This window comes from Nocardioides taihuensis, assembly GCF_042657275.1.
GTDB lineage: Bacteria > Actinomycetota > Actinomycetes > Propionibacteriales > Nocardioidaceae > Nocardioides > Nocardioides taihuensis.
Genome location: NZ_JBHSKD010000011.1, coordinates 206,054 through 220,791 on the forward strand (window position 1 = coordinate 206,054; position 14,738 = coordinate 220,791).

14 protein-coding genes are annotated in these 14,738 nt (G+C 73.3%); 10 read left to right on the top strand and 4 right to left on the bottom strand.

Going from position 1 to position 14,738, the window contains the following annotated elements:
• The first annotated feature begins 64 nt into the window (after positions 1-64).
• Positions 65-1,861 carry an ABC transporter ATP-binding protein gene (locus tag ACFPGP_RS12320; RefSeq protein WP_378590511.1) on the top strand — a complete coding sequence of 599 codons (1,797 nt, stop codon included), beginning with the start codon at positions 65-67 and terminating at the stop codon, positions 1,859-1,861.
• On the top strand, positions 1,858-3,702 hold the full coding sequence (locus tag ACFPGP_RS12325) for an ABC transporter ATP-binding protein (protein ID WP_378590513.1): 1,845 nt from the start codon (positions 1,858-1,860) through the stop codon (positions 3,700-3,702). Before ACFPGP_RS12320 ends, ACFPGP_RS12325 begins: the two co-directional genes overlap by 4 nt.
• A gap of 31 nt (positions 3,703-3,733) precedes the next feature.
• Here the strand turns inward: ACFPGP_RS12325 and ACFPGP_RS12330 are convergent, their stop codons facing one another.
• Complete coding sequence (locus tag ACFPGP_RS12330; protein WP_378590515.1) at positions 3,734-4,558, bottom strand: class I SAM-dependent methyltransferase; 825 nt, start codon at positions 4,556-4,558, stop codon at positions 3,734-3,736.
• Positions 4,559-4,643: 85 nt separating this feature from the next.
• On the opposite strand from ACFPGP_RS12330, the gene ACFPGP_RS12335 reads away from it, so the two are divergent.
• From ACFPGP_RS12335 to ACFPGP_RS12350, 4 genes are read left to right on the top strand one after another with little or no spacing between them, the layout of a single operon-like run.
• A complete protein-coding gene (locus ACFPGP_RS12335; protein WP_378590517.1) occupies positions 4,644-6,041 on the top strand; it encodes an amidase in 1,398 nt (465 codons plus the stop codon).
• A 19-nt stretch (positions 6,042-6,060) separates the two neighbouring features.
• Positions 6,061-6,960, top strand: coding sequence for an ABC transporter ATP-binding protein (locus ACFPGP_RS12340; protein ID WP_378590519.1), 900 nt, complete (start codon positions 6,061-6,063; stop codon positions 6,958-6,960).
• Complete coding sequence (locus tag ACFPGP_RS12345) at positions 6,957-8,036, top strand: ABC transporter permease (protein WP_378590521.1); 1,080 nt, start codon at positions 6,957-6,959, stop codon at positions 8,034-8,036. Before ACFPGP_RS12340 ends, ACFPGP_RS12345 begins: the two co-directional genes overlap by 4 nt.
• The gene (locus ACFPGP_RS12350; RefSeq protein WP_378590522.1) at positions 8,036-8,986 is read left to right on the top strand and encodes an SDR family NAD(P)-dependent oxidoreductase; all 951 of its coding nucleotides are present in this window, start codon (positions 8,036-8,038) and stop codon (positions 8,984-8,986) included. The genes ACFPGP_RS12345 and ACFPGP_RS12350 overlap by 1 nt, the downstream gene beginning before the upstream one ends.
• Here ACFPGP_RS12350 and ACFPGP_RS12355 read toward each other — a convergent pair.
• Positions 8,915-9,679 carry a sulfite exporter TauE/SafE family protein gene (locus ACFPGP_RS12355; RefSeq protein ID WP_378590524.1) on the bottom strand — a complete coding sequence of 255 codons (765 nt, stop codon included), beginning with the start codon at positions 9,677-9,679 and terminating at the stop codon, positions 8,915-8,917. The genes ACFPGP_RS12350 and ACFPGP_RS12355 overlap by 72 nt on opposite strands.
• A gap of 59 nt (positions 9,680-9,738) precedes the next feature.
• A complete protein-coding gene (ku, locus tag ACFPGP_RS12360; protein WP_378590526.1) occupies positions 9,739-10,740 on the bottom strand; it encodes a non-homologous end joining protein Ku in 1,002 nt (333 codons plus the stop codon).
• Positions 10,741-10,885: 145 nt separating this feature from the next.
• On the opposite strand from ku, the gene ligD (ACFPGP_RS12365) reads away from it, so the two are divergent.
• The 3 genes from ligD (ACFPGP_RS12365) to ligD (ACFPGP_RS12375) are packed head-to-tail and all read left to right on the top strand — an operon-like array spanning position 10,886 to position 13,476.
• Positions 10,886-11,812 (top strand): non-homologous end-joining DNA ligase, encoded by a 927-nt coding sequence (gene ligD, locus ACFPGP_RS12365; protein ID WP_378590527.1) that lies wholly within the window; start codon positions 10,886-10,888, stop codon positions 11,810-11,812.
• Positions 11,809-12,555, top strand: a complete 747-nt coding sequence (locus ACFPGP_RS12370; RefSeq protein ID WP_378590529.1) for a L,D-transpeptidase family protein — start codon at positions 11,809-11,811, stop codon at positions 12,553-12,555. The genes ligD (ACFPGP_RS12365) and ACFPGP_RS12370 overlap by 4 nt, the downstream gene beginning before the upstream one ends.
• A gap of 6 nt (positions 12,556-12,561) precedes the next feature.
• Complete coding sequence (ligD, locus tag ACFPGP_RS12375; RefSeq protein WP_378590530.1) at positions 12,562-13,476, top strand: non-homologous end-joining DNA ligase; 915 nt, start codon at positions 12,562-12,564, stop codon at positions 13,474-13,476.
• Positions 13,477-13,487: 11 nt separating this feature from the next.
• On the opposite strand, the gene ACFPGP_RS12380 is transcribed toward ligD (ACFPGP_RS12375), so the two are convergent.
• The gene (locus ACFPGP_RS12380; protein WP_378590531.1) at positions 13,488-13,706 is read right to left on the bottom strand and encodes a hypothetical protein; all 219 of its coding nucleotides are present in this window, start codon (positions 13,704-13,706) and stop codon (positions 13,488-13,490) included.
• Between the two features lie 275 nt (positions 13,707-13,981).
• Between ACFPGP_RS12380 and ACFPGP_RS12385 the strand changes: the two genes are divergently transcribed.
• On the top strand, positions 13,982-14,515 hold the full coding sequence (locus ACFPGP_RS12385) for a COG1361 family protein (RefSeq protein ID WP_378590533.1): 534 nt from the start codon (positions 13,982-13,984) through the stop codon (positions 14,513-14,515).
• Positions 14,516-14,738: the final 223 nt, after the last annotated feature.

Consider the following 14,738-nt stretch of genomic DNA (forward strand, 5'->3'; position numbering starts at 1 on the left):
GTGGACAACCCGGGCCGGTAAAGGATTCGCGACCTGTCGGTGGCCCGACCTAGGGTGGATGACGATGTCAACGAACCAGCCGGAGCAGCCGGCGGGCGTGTCCTCGTTGTGGCGTCTCCGGGGGTACCTCCGCCCCCATGCCCTCGCCCTGGTGGTGATGGCACTGGCGTCGGTCGGTGGCGTGGCCCTCTCCATCGCGATCCCCCTCGTCACCAAGGCCATCATCGACGGGCCGATCACCGACGGCGACCTCGGCGCCCTGCTGCCGCTCGGCCTGCTCGCCCTCGGCCTCGGCGTGCTCGAGGCGTTCCTGGTCTGGCTGCGGCGCTGGGTGCAGTCCGGCGCGGTGCTCGGCCTCGAGACCCAGATCCGCCACGACCTCTACGCCCACCTCCAGCGGCTGCCGATGGCCTTCCACGCCCGCTGGCAGTCCGGCCAGCTGCTCTCGCGCGTGACCACCGACCTCTCCGCGATCCGCCGCTTCGCCGGCTTCGGGCTGCTCTTCCTGTGCATCAACATCCTCCAGGTCACCGTGGTGACCGGCGTCCTGCTGCACATGTACTGGCCGCTCGGCCTCGTCGTCGCCTCCGCGGCCATCCCGATCGTGGTCCTGTCCATGCGCTTCGAGAAGCGGTACGTCGTGGTGTCGCGCCGCGTCCAGGACGAGCAGGGCGACCTCGCCACGCTCGCCGAGGAGGGTGCCGTCGGCATCCGCGTGATCAAGTCGTTCGGCCGCGCCGAGCACGTGTCGCGCCAGTACGAAGCGGCCGCCCGCACCCTGCACGGCACCTCGATGGACAAGGTCCGCCTGTCCGCGAAGTTCTGGACCTTCCTCGAGGTGATCCCCAACGGCGCGGTCGCGGTGGTGCTGCTGCTCGGCGCCCTCGGCGTCGGCCGCGGCGAGCTCACCCCCGGCGAGCTGGTCGCGTTCATCACCCTGCTGCTCAGCCTGGTGTGGCCGGTGGCCTCGCTCGGGGTGATCCTCGCGATGTCCCAGGAGGCGATGACCGCCGCCGCGCGCGTGCTCGAGATCTTCGACACCGAGCCGACCATCGTGGGCGGTGACCGCGTCGTCGCCGAGCCGCGCGGCCACGTGCGCTTCGAGCACGTCGACTTCGCCTTCCCCGACGAGCCCGAGCGCCTGGTGCTGCGCGACGTCAACCTCGACATCCGCCCGGGCGAGACGGTCGCGCTCGTGGGCGCCACCGGCACCGGCAAGACCATGCTCACCTCCCTCGTCCCGCGCCTGTACGACGTGACCGGCGGCCGCGTGACCGTCGACGGCGTCGACGTGCGCGAGCTCGACCTCGCCCACCTGCGGCGCCTGGTGGCGACGGCCTTCGAGGAGCCCACGCTCTTCTCGATGAGCGCGCGCGAGAACCTCACCCTCGGCCGCGACCCCCTGGTCGACCCGGCCGGCAACGACGAGGTCGAGCAGGCCCTCGAGGTGGCGCAGGCGGGCTTCGTGCACGACCTGCCGTGGGGCCTCGACACCCGCATCGGCGAGCAGGGCCACTCGCTCTCCGGAGGGCAGCGGCAGCGGCTCGCGCTGGCCCGCGCGGTGCTCGCCGAGCCGAAGGTGCTGGTCCTCGACGACACGCTCTCCGCGCTCGACGTCCACACCGAGGCGCTGGTCGAGGAGGCGCTGCGCCGGGTGCTCGCCGAGACCACCGGGCTCGTCGTGGCCCACCGCGCCTCGACCGTGCTGCTCGCCGACCGCGTGGCCCTGCTCCAGGACGGCACCATCACCCACGTCGGCGACCACCGCGAGCTGCTCGAGACCGTCCCCGCCTACCGCGAGCTGCTGGCGGCCGACGCCGAGGACCCCGCCGACCAGCACGGGGCGGGGGCGCGCGCGTGAGCACCACCACCCCCACCTCCGACCAGCGCCGCTGGCGCGGCTACGCCGAGGTCGACGCCGACGAGGCCGCGGAGCGGATGACCGCCGGCACGCTCGGCGGCGGCTCGCAGCGCCTGCTGCGCAGCCTGCTCGCCCCGTACCGAACCGCGATCTGGATCCTCGTCGGCATCGTCGTCGTCGAGAACGCCGCCCGCCTCTCGATCCCCTTCCTGGTCAAGGAGGGGATCGACACCGGCATCCCGCCGATCCAGGAGTCCGGCGACACCAGCGCGCTGTTCACCGTCGTCGCGCTGGTGCTGGTCGCAACGCTGACCCAGGCGGTGGCGCGCAACCTGTTCCTCGTGCGCTCGGGGCGGGTCGGCCAGGACGTCCTCTACGAGGTGCGCCGCCGCGTCTTCCGCCACTTCCAGGCGCTCAGCCCGGCGTTCCACGACTCCTACACCTCCGGCCGCGTGATCTCGCGCCAGACCTCCGACGTCGATGCCATCTACGAGATGCTCGAGACCGGCTTCGACGGGCTGGTCACCGCCGCGCTGACGCTCGTCGGCACCGCCGGGCTGCTGCTCCTCCTCGACGTGAAGCTCGGCCTGGTCGCGCTGTGCTGCGGGCCCTTCCTGGCGTGGCTGACCAACTGGTTCCGCAAGGCCTCGGCCTCCGGCTACAAGGTCACCCGCGAGAAGGTCGCGCTGGTCATCGTCCACTTCGTCGAGTCGATGAACGGCATCCGCGCGGTGCAGGCCTTCCGCCGCGAGCCGCGCAACGAGGAGATCTTCGACGACGTCAACGACCAGTACCGCCTGGCCAACCTCCACGCCTTCCGGCTGGTCGCGTGGTTCATGCCCGGCATCCGGCTGATCGGCAACGTCACCATCGCGGTGGTCCTGGTGTACGGCGGGTACCGCGCCTACCAGGGCGACGTCACGGTGGGCGTGCTCGCGGCGTTCCTGCTCTACCTGCGCGGGTTCTTCGAGCCGATGATGGAGATCAGCCAGTTCTACAACACCTTCCAGTCCGCCTCGGCCGCCCTCGACAAGCTCGCCGGCGTGCTCGAGGAGGAGCCCGACGTCCCCGAGCCCGACCGGCCCGAGCGGCTGGCCGACCCGCGGGGCGAGCTGCGCTTCGAGGGCGTCCGCTTCGAGTACGTCGCGGACCGGCCCGTGCTGCCCGACCTCGACCTCGTCGTCCCTGCGGGCCAGACGGTCGCGCTGGTCGGGTCGACCGGGGCCGGGAAGACCACGCTGGCCAAGCTGGCCACCCGCTTCTACGACCCCTCGCGCGGGCGGGTGGTGCTCGACGGCGTCGACGTCCGCGACCTGACCTCCGACGACCTCCGCGCCTCGGTGGTGATGGTGACCCAGGAGAGCTACCTCTTCTCCGGCACGATCGCCGACAACATCCGCTTCGGGCGGCCCGACGCGAGCCTCGACGACGTGGTCGCTGCGGCGACGGCCCTCGGCGCGCACGACTTCATCGCCGCGATGCCCGACGGCTACCAGACCGACGTCGCCAACCAGGGCGGCCGGCTCAGCGCCGGCCAGCGCCAGCTGGTGGCGTTCGCGCGCGCGTTCCTCGCGGACCCGTCGGTGCTGATCCTCGACGAGGCCACCTCGTCGCTCGACGTGCCGTCCGAGCGCCTGGTGCAGCGTGCCCTGCGCACCGTGCTCGCCGGCCGCACGGCGCTGATCATCGCCCACCGCCTCTCGACGGTGGAGATCGCCGACCGCGTGCTGGTGATGGAGCACGGCCGGATCGTCGAGGACGGCGCCCCGGCCGACCTGGTCGCCGGCGGCGACGGGCGGTTCTCCGACCTCCACCACGCCTGGCTCGCGTCGCTCGCCTGAGCGGCGCGCCGAGCGGCCCGGCCGCCGAGGCTCAGGACGGTCGCGCGCAGGTGAACATGACGGTGCGGACGCGTCGCTCGGCGAGGTTGGTCACCTGGTTGGCGGCCATCTCCCCGAACCTCTCGCCGAGGAAGGCCGCAAAGGTGACGGGCGGTGGGCCGTCGCGCTCGACCCGGGCGCGCACCTGCCGGAACCACGCGAGGCTCTCGTCCGAGGAGTCGACCTCCGCGACGACCTCGAACCCCGCCGAGCGGAGCAGGTCACGCATCTCGTCGGGGGTGACCAAGAAGCTCGTCGATGGGTCGTCGGCCCACGGCACGGGGTAGCGGACGTCGCCGCCCTCGCCCTGCAGGACGTCGTAGGCGACGAACCGGCCGCCGGGCCGGAGCACCCGGAACGCCTCGGCGTAGAGCGCCTGCTTGTCCGGGATGTTCATCGCGACGTGCACCGTCAGCGCCGCGTCCACCGCCGCGTCGGGAAGACCCGTGGCCGTCGCGTCCCCGACCTGGAAGCGGGTGTGGTCGGACAGGCCGGTCCACTGCGAGAGCGCCGTCGCCGCCTCGCAGAACTCCGGTGTGAGGTCGACGCCGGTGACGGTGCACCCCCTCAGCTCCGCGAGGGTCCGTGCCGGCCCGCCCAGCCCGCTGCCGAGGTCGAGCACCTGGGAGTCGCCCGTGAGGTCGAGTGCCTCGACGATCTCCAGGGACGCCGCCCGGCCGCGGATGTGGAACTCGTCGACCGGGGCGAGGTCGGCCGGGCGCAGGGTGGTGCGGTCCAGGCCGGCAGCGTCCAGGGCCGAGCCGATGGCGGCCACCAGCCCGCTCGAGCCGCCGTAGAAGCGCACCACGTCGTCCACGGCGTCATGGTGGCACCGAGACGCGGCCGCGTCGACGGGGGAGACACGTGCCGGGCGTTGAGGCAGAGCGCCTAGGGTGCGCTCCGTGGACCCGCTCACCCTGCACACCCTGGACGCCGTCGAGACCGCCCGCGTCATTGCCGCCGGGGAGGTCAGCGCCCGAGAGGTCGTCGACGCCTCCCTGGCCCGCATCGCCTCGCTCGACCCGCGGCTCAACGCCTTCTCGGTCGTCCTGGCCGACCGCGCCCGCGCCGAGGCCGACGAGCGCGACGCCGCGCGGGCGGCCGGGGAGCCGGTCGGGCCGCTGCACGGCGTACCCGTCGCGATCAAGGAGGAGATCGACGTCGCGGGGTGCGTGACCACCTTCGGCGGTGAGGCCAACTCGACGCCGGCCGCCGAGGACGCGGAGGTCGTGCGCCGCCTGCGCGCCGCCGGCGCGGTGGTGGTCGGCAAGACGACGATGCCGGAGTTCGGCGCCTTCCCCTACACCGAGTCGAGCTCGCGCGGGATCACCCGCAACCCCTGGGATCCGACCCGTACGCCCGGCGGGTCGAGCGGCGGGTCCGCGGTCGCGGTGTCGACCGGGATGGTGCCGGTCGCGATCGGCGGCGACGGTGGCGGCTCGATCCGGATCCCGAGCGCCTGCTGCGGGCTGTTCGGCCTCAAGCCCCAGCGCGGGCGCGTCAGCACGGCGCCGCACCCCCACCTGTGGTGGGCGCTCGGCACCGCCGGCCCGCTCACCCGCACGGTGCGCGACAGCGCCCTGGTCTACGACGTCGTCCGCGGCAACGTCGAGGGCGACCTCTACCGCGCGGGCGAGACCGGGCTCTTCCTCGAGGCCGTCCGGCGCGACCCCGGGCGGTTGCGGATCGGCTGGTCGGTCACGGCCCCGGCCGTCGGCGTGCGGCCCGACCCCCTCCACGTCCGGGCGGTCGAGGAGACCGCCCTGCTGCTGGCGGACCTCGGTCACGACGTGCGCGAGATCGACCCGGCGTACCCCGACATCACCGCGGCCTTCGTGCCGCAGTTCTTCGCCGGCATCCGCAGCGAGGCCGCGATCGTCGAGCACCCCGAGCGCCTCGAGCGGCGCACGCGCGAGACGGTGAGGCTCGGGGCCTGGGTGCGGCCCGGCGTGGTCGACCGCGCACTGCGCCTGACCGAGTCGGTCTCCGCGAAGGCCAACCGGGTCTTCGACCGCTGCGACGTGCTGCTCACCCCGGCGATCGCCCACCGTCCGCCCCGCGTGGGCGTGATCAGCGGGCTGGGCACGGTCCGGTCGTCGCTGGTCTCGATGCCCGCGATCGCGTACGCCGCGATCTGGAACGTCGCCGGCAACCCGGCGGCCGCCGTGCCGTGCGGCCCCGGCCCCGACGGGCTGCCGACCGCCGTGCAGCTGGTCGGCCCGATCGACGGCGAGCCCGTGCTGCTCTCGGTGGCCGCCCAGCTCGAGCGGGCCCGACCCTGGCCGCTGCTCGCCCCCTGACGCTCTCTAGGCTCGCGGCATGAGGGCGATCGAGGTGGGGGACCTCGTCATGACCTACGGCGAGCTGCACGCGGTCGACGGTGTCAGCTTCACGGTCGAGGAAGGGGAGTTCTTCGGCATCCTCGGCCCCAACGGCGCCGGCAAGACCACGACGCTGGAGATGGTCGAGGGCCTGCGCCGGCCCACCTCCGGCACGGCCCGGGTCTTCGGCGAGGAGGTCTGGCCCCGCAACAAGCGGCTGCTGCCCCGGATCGGCGTACAGCTGCAGGCGTCGTCGTTCTTCGAGCGGCTGACGGCCCGCGAGCAGCTCCAGACCTTTGCGGCGCTCTACGGCGTGGGCGGCGACCGCGGGGAGGCATGGCTCGAGCGGGTGGGGCTCGTCGACAAGGCCGACACCCGCGTCAACGACCTCTCGGGCGGCCAGGCCCAGCGGCTCTCGATCGCGTGCGCGCTCGTCCACGACCCCGACCTCGTCTTCCTCGACGAGCCGACCGCCGCCCTCGACCCGCAGGCCCGGCGCAACCTGTGGGACCTGCTCTCCGGGCTCACCGACTCCGGCCGCACCGTCGTGCTGACGACGCACTACATGGACGAGGCCGAGGCGCTGTGCGACCGGGTCGCGATCATGGACGCCGGCCGGATCCTCGAGCTCGACAGCCCGGCCGGGCTGGTGCGCGGCCTCGACGCCCCGACCCGGGTCACCGTCGCCCCCGGCCAGATCACCGTCGAGGAGGCGCGTCGCATCCGCGGCGTCGACGAGGTGGTCGACAGCGCCGACGGCATCGTGCTGGTCACCCGCGACGCCCCGCCCGTGGTGGCGCGCCTCGCCGAGGAGGGCCGCCTCGACGGCGTCCAGGTGCACACCGGCACCCTCGAGGACGTCTTCCTCTCCCTCACGGGCCGGGCCTACCGCGCATGACGACCCGGACCCCCAGCAACCCGTTCGGCGCGATCTCGGTCGCGATCATCCGGGGCTTCGTCCGGGACCGGGCGGCGGTGTTCTTCGCGCTCGTCTTCCCGCTGATGTTCCTCATCCTCTTCGGCGGCATCTTCTCCGACCAGACCCAGTCCGAGGTCGAGATGATCGAGGTCGGCGCCGTGCCGCTCTTCGACGACCTGCCGCCCGGCGCACAGCAGGCCTTCGACGACACCTTCGACGTCCGCCACGCGGCCAGCATCGACGCGGCGGTCGCCGCGGTGCGCAGCGGTGACGCCGACGTGGCCGTCGAGATGCAGGGCGACACGCTCGTCGCCCACTACACGCAGACCGACCAGGTCAAGGCCGCCGTCACCCAGGGCAGCCTGCAGGCCTTCGTCGACGGCACCAACGTCGCGGTCACCGGCCAGCCACCGCGCTACCAGCTGCAGGTCGAGCGGGTCGAGGACGAGTCGCTCGACACCATCCAGTTCGTCACCCCCGGGCTGCTCGGCTGGGCGGTCGCGATGAGCGCGGCCTTCGGCGCAGCGGCCACCCTGCAGGGCTGGCGGCAGTCGCGGCTGATGCGGCGGCTCCAGCTCGCGCCGGTCTCCACGCGCACCGTGGTCGCCGCCCGGGTCTCGGTGACGGTGGGGATCGCGCTGGTGCAGATGGCGATCTTCCTCGGCCTCGGCGCCGCCGCCTTCGGGCTGACCCTCACAGGCGCGTGGTGGATGGGCGTCCCGCTGCTCGTCGTCGGGACGCTCTGCTTCATGGCGCTCGGCCTGCTCGCCGGCGCCATCACCACCACCACCGAGGGCGCGGTGAACGCCGCCAACTTCATGGTGCTGCCGATGGCCTTCCTCAGCGGCTCGTTCTTCCCGCTCGACGGCGCCCCTCCCTGGCTGCAGCGGATCTCGCTCGCCATGCCCCTGCGCCACCTCAACGACGGCATGCTCGACGTCATGGTCCGCGGCGAGAGCTGGACCGCCGCGCTGGTGCCGATGGCGATCCTCGCGGTGTTCGCGGTCGTGGTGACCCTGGTCGCCGCCAGGCTGTTCCGCTGGGAGACCGCCTGATGGACCGCCTCCTGCTCCACACGCCACGCTCGCGCTGGCGCCGCCGGCTCCGCCGTGGCGGGCCGAGCCCCCTGGCCGGGCGCACGGTGCTGGTCACCGGCGCGTCGTCGGGCATCGGCGAGGCCACGGCGTACGCCGCCGCCCGGCGCGGGGCGGTCGTCCTGCTGGTGGCCCGGCGCGCCGAGGAGCTCGCGCGGGTGCAGGCGGCGGTCGAGGCGGCCGGGGGCACCGCCGCGGCGTACCCCTGTGACCTGACCGACGGCGACGCGGTCGACGCCCTCGTCGCGCGGGTGCTGGACGAGCACGATGCGGTCGACTACCTCGTCAACAACGCCGGCCGCTCGATCCGCCGCTCGCTCGAGCTCAGCTACGACCGCTTCCACGACGTCGAGCGCACGATGGCCGTGAACTTCTTCGCCCCGGTGCGGCTCACGCTCGGGCTGCTGCCGGCGATGCGCGAGCAGGGCTTCGGCCACGTGGTGAACGTGCTCAGCTGGGGCGTGCAGCTCAAGGCACCCAAGTTCACCGCCTACCTCGCCTCGAAGACCGCCCTCGACACCTGGTCGCGGATCGCCGGGCGCGAGACCTACGGCGACGGCGTCACCTTCACCAACATCCGCTTCGGCATGGTCCGTACCCCGATGGTCGTGCCCACCGGGAACGTCGAGGACCGGCGCGTGATCACTCCCGAGCAGGCCGCGGAGCGGGTGGTGCGGGCGCTGGAGGACCGGCCGGTCACGGTCGACACGGTCATCGGCACGGTGGGGGAGCTCGTCGGCCTGCTCGCGCCGCGGGCGAGCGACGCTCTCGTGCACCGCCTCCACCGGCGCTCGCCCGACTCGGCCGCCGCACGCGGCGGGGCGCCCGACCAGCCGGCCTCAGGTGAGGAGGCTGATCGCCCCGAGGACGCCGGCCACGACGATCAGGGAGCGGAGCAGACCGGTCGGTAGCCGCCGGCCGACGTGCGCACCGACGTACCCGCCCACGAGCGAGCCCGCCGCCAGCAGCGCGACGACCGGCCAGTCGAGGTCGGCGACGAACACGTAGATCACCGCCGCCACGCCGTTGCCGGCCAGCACCGCCAGCGTCTTGGTCGCGTTGAGCACGCGCAGGTCGAGGTCGGTGCCGAAGCCCAGCACCGCCAGCATCATCACGCCCGACCCGGCGCCGAAGTAGCCGCCGTACACGCCGACCAGGGTGGCCAGCCCGGTGGTCAGGGGCGACAGGGCGTGCCGGGGCTCCGGCGCGGGCCCCGTGGCCCGCCGGCGCACCCAGGCGGAGATCCGCGGCTGCGCGCCGACCAGCAGGCAGGTGCCGAGGATCAGCCACGGCGCGACCTGCTCGAACACCGACGACGGCAGCCCGAGCAGCAGCGCCGCACCGACCACGGAGCCGAGGCTGCAGGTGACCACCACCCTCCGGCTCACGGCGGGGTGCTCGGCAAGCTCCGCCCGGTAGCCGAACGACCCGCTGATCCCGGCCGGGGTCAGGCCGACCGTGTTCGAGACGTTGGCCGTCACCGGCGGGAGCCCGAGGGCCAGCAGCACCGGGAAGCTCAGCAGCGTCGCGACCCCGACGGTCGCGGTCAGCACGCCCGCCCCGAAGCCGGTCGCGAGGACGGCCAGCTGCTCGGCTCCGGTCACCGGACCCAGTATTGACGTGATCGCGGCCCTTCGGTTGTCCAGACCGTCGCGGGTTAGCGTCAGGAGGCCTTGCGCGCGGCGGTCTTGCGGGTCGTCGACTTCTTGGCGGTGGTCTTCTTGGCCGCAGCCTTCTTGGTGGCGGCCGTCTTCTTCGCCGGGGCCTTCTTCGCGGTCGACTGCTTCGCGGCGGTCTTGCGGGTCGCGGTCTTCCTCGCGGGCTTCTCGTCCTGCTCGGCGGCGTCGTCGCTCGCGTCTTGGGCGCCGCGGGCCGCCTCGGCGGGCGACTCGCCGCGCGCGGTCTTCGCGGCGTCGACCGAGCGCTGCAGGGCGGCGAGCAGGTCGACGACCTCGCCGGAGGTCTTGGTCGAGGTGGGCGTGCGCTTGACCTCGCCGCCCTCGACCTTGGCCTTGACCAGGGCCTCGACCGCGCCCGCGTAGTCGTCCTCGAACTCGGCGGGGTCGAAGTCGCCGGCCAGGGTCTCGACGAGCATCTGCGCCATCTTCACCTCGGCGTCCTTGACCTCGCCGACCTCGACCGAGAAGTCGGGGGTGCGGACCTCGTCGGGCCACATCATGGTCTGCAGCACGATCACGTCGTCGCGCACGCGCAGCACCGCGACGGTGGTGCGCTGCCGCAGGGCCACGGTGACCACGGCCATCCGGTCGGCCTCGAGCAGCGCCTGCCGGAGCAGCGCGTAGGGCTTGGCGCCGGTCTTCTCCGGCTCGAGGTAGTAGCTCTTCTCGAAGAGCAGCGGGTCGATCTGCTCCCGCGGCACGAACTTCTCCACCGCGATCTCGCGCGAGGACGTCGAGGGCAGCTCGGCCAGGTCGTCGTCGGTGAGCACGACCATCTCGCCGTCCTCGGTCTCGTAGCCCTTGGCGATGTCGGCGTAGGCGACCTCCTCGCCGTCGATCGAGCAGACGCGCTGGTACTTGATCCGGCCACCGTCCTTGACGTGCACCTGGCGGAAGGACACGTCGTGGGATTCGGTGGCGGCGTACAGCTTCACGGGCACGCTGACCAGCCCGAACGACACCGACCCCTTCCAGATGGCACGCATGGCTCAAGTGTGGCACGGAACACCCCCGGACTGGACCGCCCGGCGGCCCGGCCCGGTCGAGGGCACCGCTGTCCCTGCTCGGGCCCCCGCGGACGCCGGCGCCGCCTCCTGAGCACGCGCCCGACGACCGTGTTGGATGGGGCGCATGCAGCCGATGCTGGCCACCAAGGGCACCCACGTGCCGACGGGCGCGGAGTGGCTGCACGAGGTCAAGTGGGACGGCGTCCGGATCCTCGCCGACCTGCGGCCCGGCTCCCCGCTGAGGATGTGGAGCCGCAACGCCAACGACGTCACCGTGGCCTGGCCCGAGCTCAGCACCTCGCCGCTGGGGGAGCGCGACCTGCTCGTCGACGGCGAGGTGATCGCGCTCAACGACGCCGGGCTGCCCGACTTCCGGGTGCTGCAGGACCGGATGCACGTGCGGCGGGCCCGCGCCGCCGAGCAGCTCTCGCGCACCGTGCCCGCGACGTTCATGGTCTTCGACCTGCTCCGCCTCGACGGCGAGGACCTCACCGCGCTGCCGCTCGAGCGCCGGCGGGAGCTGCTGTCCGGGCTGGGGCTCGACTCCACCTGGCAGGTCCCCGCGTCGTACGACGACGGGCCGATGCTGTTCGACGCCACGCGGCAGCAGGGGCTGGAGGGGATCGTCAGCAAGCGGCGCAGCTCGCGCTACGTCTTCGGCCAGCGCTCGCCCCACTGGCTCAAGTTCGCCCACCGGCACCGGCTCTCCTACGTCATCGGCGGCTGGCGGCCGCAGGAGGGCACCACCGACCGCCTCGCCGCGCTGCTCGTGGGGGAGGTGACGGCCGACGGCCTGCTCTACCGTGGCCGGGTGGGCAGTGGCATCGGGGCCCGGCAGAGCGCCCAGCTGGCGGCGCTCCTCGCACCCCTCGGGCGGGCGGACAGCCCCTTCGACGACGAGGTGCCGCGCGTCGACGCGCGGGGCACCCACTGGGTCGAGCCGGTCGTCGTGGTCGACGTCGACACCCACGGCACCGCGCGCAACCAGCGACTGCGCCAGCCGTCCTACCAGGGCGTGCGCAGCGACCTCTCTCGGAAGGATCTCTCGTGACCGCTACCGCCGCCCTCCTGCTGCCGGGCGTCCTGCTCCTCTCGCTGCTCAGCGCGCCGACCACGGCAACCGCCGCTCCTGCCCCCGCGCCCGCCACCGCCGCCCCCGCGGCGCAGACGACCGACACCGTGCGGCTCGGCGGGGTGAGCGTCCGCCTGCGCCCCGGCACCACGCAGGTCGTCACGGCCAACCACCGGCGCGGCTACCACGCCACCGTGCGGTTCTGGACCCGCACCGACAGCGGCTGGACCAGCGTGCTCCGCACCCGCGACGGCCGCACCGGGTACGGCGGGCTGGTGCTCGCCACCCAGCGGGTGCAGGGCTCCGGCAAGACCCCGCTCGGCACCTTCCGGCTGCCCTTCGCCTTCGGCCGGCACGCCGCCCGCGACGCGTGGGACCCGTCGTACCGCAAGATCCGCACGGGCGACTACTGGGTGCTCGACAACCAGTCCGACCACTACAACCGCTGGCGCAACAAGGCCCGGGGCGGCTTCCGCTGGCGGCTCGGCGCCAGCCACCCCAACGCCTCGGAGCGGCTCAAGTCCTTCCCGGCGCAGTACGAGTACGCCGTGGCCACCTCGTTCAACCGGCGGCAGGTGCGCCACCGCGGCGGCGCGATCTTCCTGCACGTCAACGGCAGCGGCGCGACCGCCGGCTGCGTGGGCGCCCCGCGGCCGTTCCTGCGCAGGACGCTCCGCCTGCTCGACCAGGGCAGCGTCCCCGTGATCGCGATCGGTCGCTGAGCCACCATGTCCCCGAGCACCCCGTCGACCGAGGTCCACGTCGACGTCGAGGGCCGCACGCTCAAGCTCTCCAACCTCGACAAGGTGCTCTACCCGCGCACCGGGACGACCAAGGGCGAGGTGCTCAACTACTACGCGCGCATCGCCCCGGTGCTTCTGCCCCACCTCGCGCACCGCGCGGTCACCAGGATCCGGTGGCCGCACGGCGTGCAGGACATGAGCTTCTTCGAGAAGAACGTGCCCAACGGGACGCCGTCGTGGGTGCACACCGTCACCGTGCCGACCACCGGGTCGCGCGGCCCGAGCCGCAACGGCGACACGATCACCTTCCCGGTGGTCGACGACCTCGCGACGCTGACCTGGCTGGTCAACCTCGCCGCCCTCGAGCTGCACGTGCACCAGTGGACGGTCGGTCGCACCGGGCGGCCGAGGAAGCCCGACCGCCTGGTCATCGACCTCGACCCCGGCGAGCCGGCGGGGCTGCCGGAGTGCGCGCAGGTGGCGCTGCTGGTGCGCGCCAAGCTCGACGAGCGCGGGCTGGTCGCGCGGGCGGTCACGAGCGGCAGCAAGGGACTGCACCTGTACGCCGCGCTGCCGGGCCAGCTCGACTCCGACGGCACCACCGCGCTGGCCAAGGAGGTCGCCGAGGAGCTGCAGGCCGAGCACCCGAAGGCGGTGACGGCCACGATGACCAAGGCCCGCCGCTCGGGGAAGGTGTTCCTCGACTGGTCGCAGAACGCCGGCTCGAAGACCACCATCTCGCCGTACTCCCTGCGGGGGCGTGAGCTGCCGACCGTCGCCGCGCCCCTGACCTGGGAGGAGGTCGTGGCCGGCGCCGAGGACCCGCTCGCCCTCGAGCAGCTGCGCTTCGAGGAGGTCCTCGAGCGGGTGGAGGAGCACGGCGACCTCTTCGCCGGCTGACCCCCGGAGCCTCAGCGCCCCGCGCGGACCGCGTCGAGCCGGCGCTGCTCGGCGGGGGGTGCGGGGACCGACGCCGGGGAAGGCGGGGAGGGCGCCGGCGCGCTGCCCTGGTGGTCGCGCCGGGCCAGCGCCCGGCCCACGCGCCGGCGGCGGTGCGCCCCCCAGCGCCGGGCGAGCCACCCCCGCAGCCCGGTCTCGTCGCGGTGGCGGTGTCCCCACGGTGCGCTCACGGTCGCCCCCCTCAGGCATCGCTCGTGGTCACCCGTCCAACGAACCACCGGCCGGGTCGTCACGGCGGCGCCGGGCCCTGCCCCCGGGGTGGGACTCCTGGGACGCATGTCATCGGCTGATGGCTTGTGGGGCGGAGTATTTCCACAGTGTTGAGAGTGGCTTGTGGGGTTTTTGTTACTGAAGTGTGGATCGAGCGTTCCTGAGGCGTGGCTCAGGCGTGGCGACGGCGTCCCTACGTTTCTCGACACAAGCGCACCACCCAGAGGGAGACACCATGACCACCAAGAAGAGCCAGAAGGTGCTCGTGCCCCTGGCCACCCTCCTCGTCGCAGGAGCGGTCGCCATCGGCTCGGGAGCCACCTGGACCTCCACCACGGGCACCGGCCTGTCGGTGACCTCGGGGACGCTGCTGCACACGAACAACCGGGACGGACTCACGCTCACCGTGGCCGACATCAAGCCCGGCGACGTGCTCAGCGGCACCCTGACGATCGCCAACACCGGGACCCTGGACAGCACGCTGACCATGGCCGAGACCGCGAGCTCCTCGGGCTTCGCGGCCGGCGGCCTCAACCTGAGGATCTCGCAGGGGGCAACCGTCGTCTACGACGGCGACTTCGGCGGGCTCTCCACCACCCCGGTGGACCTCGGCGCGCTCGACACCGGCGCGACCACCGACCTCACCTTCGAGGTCTCGATCCCGGCGACCGACACGGGCACGGCCAACCAGGGCAAGTCCGCCGACGCCACCTACCAGTTCGTCACCACGCAGCTGGCCGGTCAGAGCCTGACCGGCCAGTGGCTCTGACGAACTGACCAGGGGGGCAGGACGACCGGCTCGGGCCGGTTGCCGACCCAGCGCCTTCCTGCCGGGGGGCAGGGCATGGGGTCCGGGGGGATCCCGTGGGCGCTGGGAGGAGGGGGCCCGTCCGGTTCCGGGGGGAGTCGGGCGGGCCACCCGCCAGGCACCAGCACCACCCAGCACGAAACCAGCACCACCCAGCAGCACCGACCGACCGACGCAGGAAGGA

Coding starts and splice junctions, on each gene's coding strand:
- ACFPGP_RS12320 (WP_378590511.1), top strand. CDS start 65: ATGTCAACGAACCAGCCGGAGCAGCCGGCGGGCGTGTCCTCGTTGTGG.
- ACFPGP_RS12340 (WP_378590519.1), top strand. CDS start 6,061: ATGAGGGCGATCGAGGTGGGGGACCTCGTCATGACCTACGGCGAGCTG.
- ACFPGP_RS12345 (WP_378590521.1), top strand. CDS start 6,957: ATGACGACCCGGACCCCCAGCAACCCGTTCGGCGCGATCTCGGTCGCG.
- ACFPGP_RS12350 (WP_378590522.1), top strand. CDS start 8,036: ATGGACCGCCTCCTGCTCCACACGCCACGCTCGCGCTGGCGCCGCCGG.
- ku (WP_378590526.1), bottom strand. CDS start 10,740: ATGCGTGCCATCTGGAAGGGGTCGGTGTCGTTCGGGCTGGTCAGCGTG.
- ligD (WP_378590527.1), top strand. CDS start 10,886: ATGCAGCCGATGCTGGCCACCAAGGGCACCCACGTGCCGACGGGCGCG.
- ligD (WP_378590530.1), top strand. CDS start 12,562: ATGTCCCCGAGCACCCCGTCGACCGAGGTCCACGTCGACGTCGAGGGC.
- ACFPGP_RS12385 (WP_378590533.1), top strand. CDS start 13,982: ATGACCACCAAGAAGAGCCAGAAGGTGCTCGTGCCCCTGGCCACCCTC.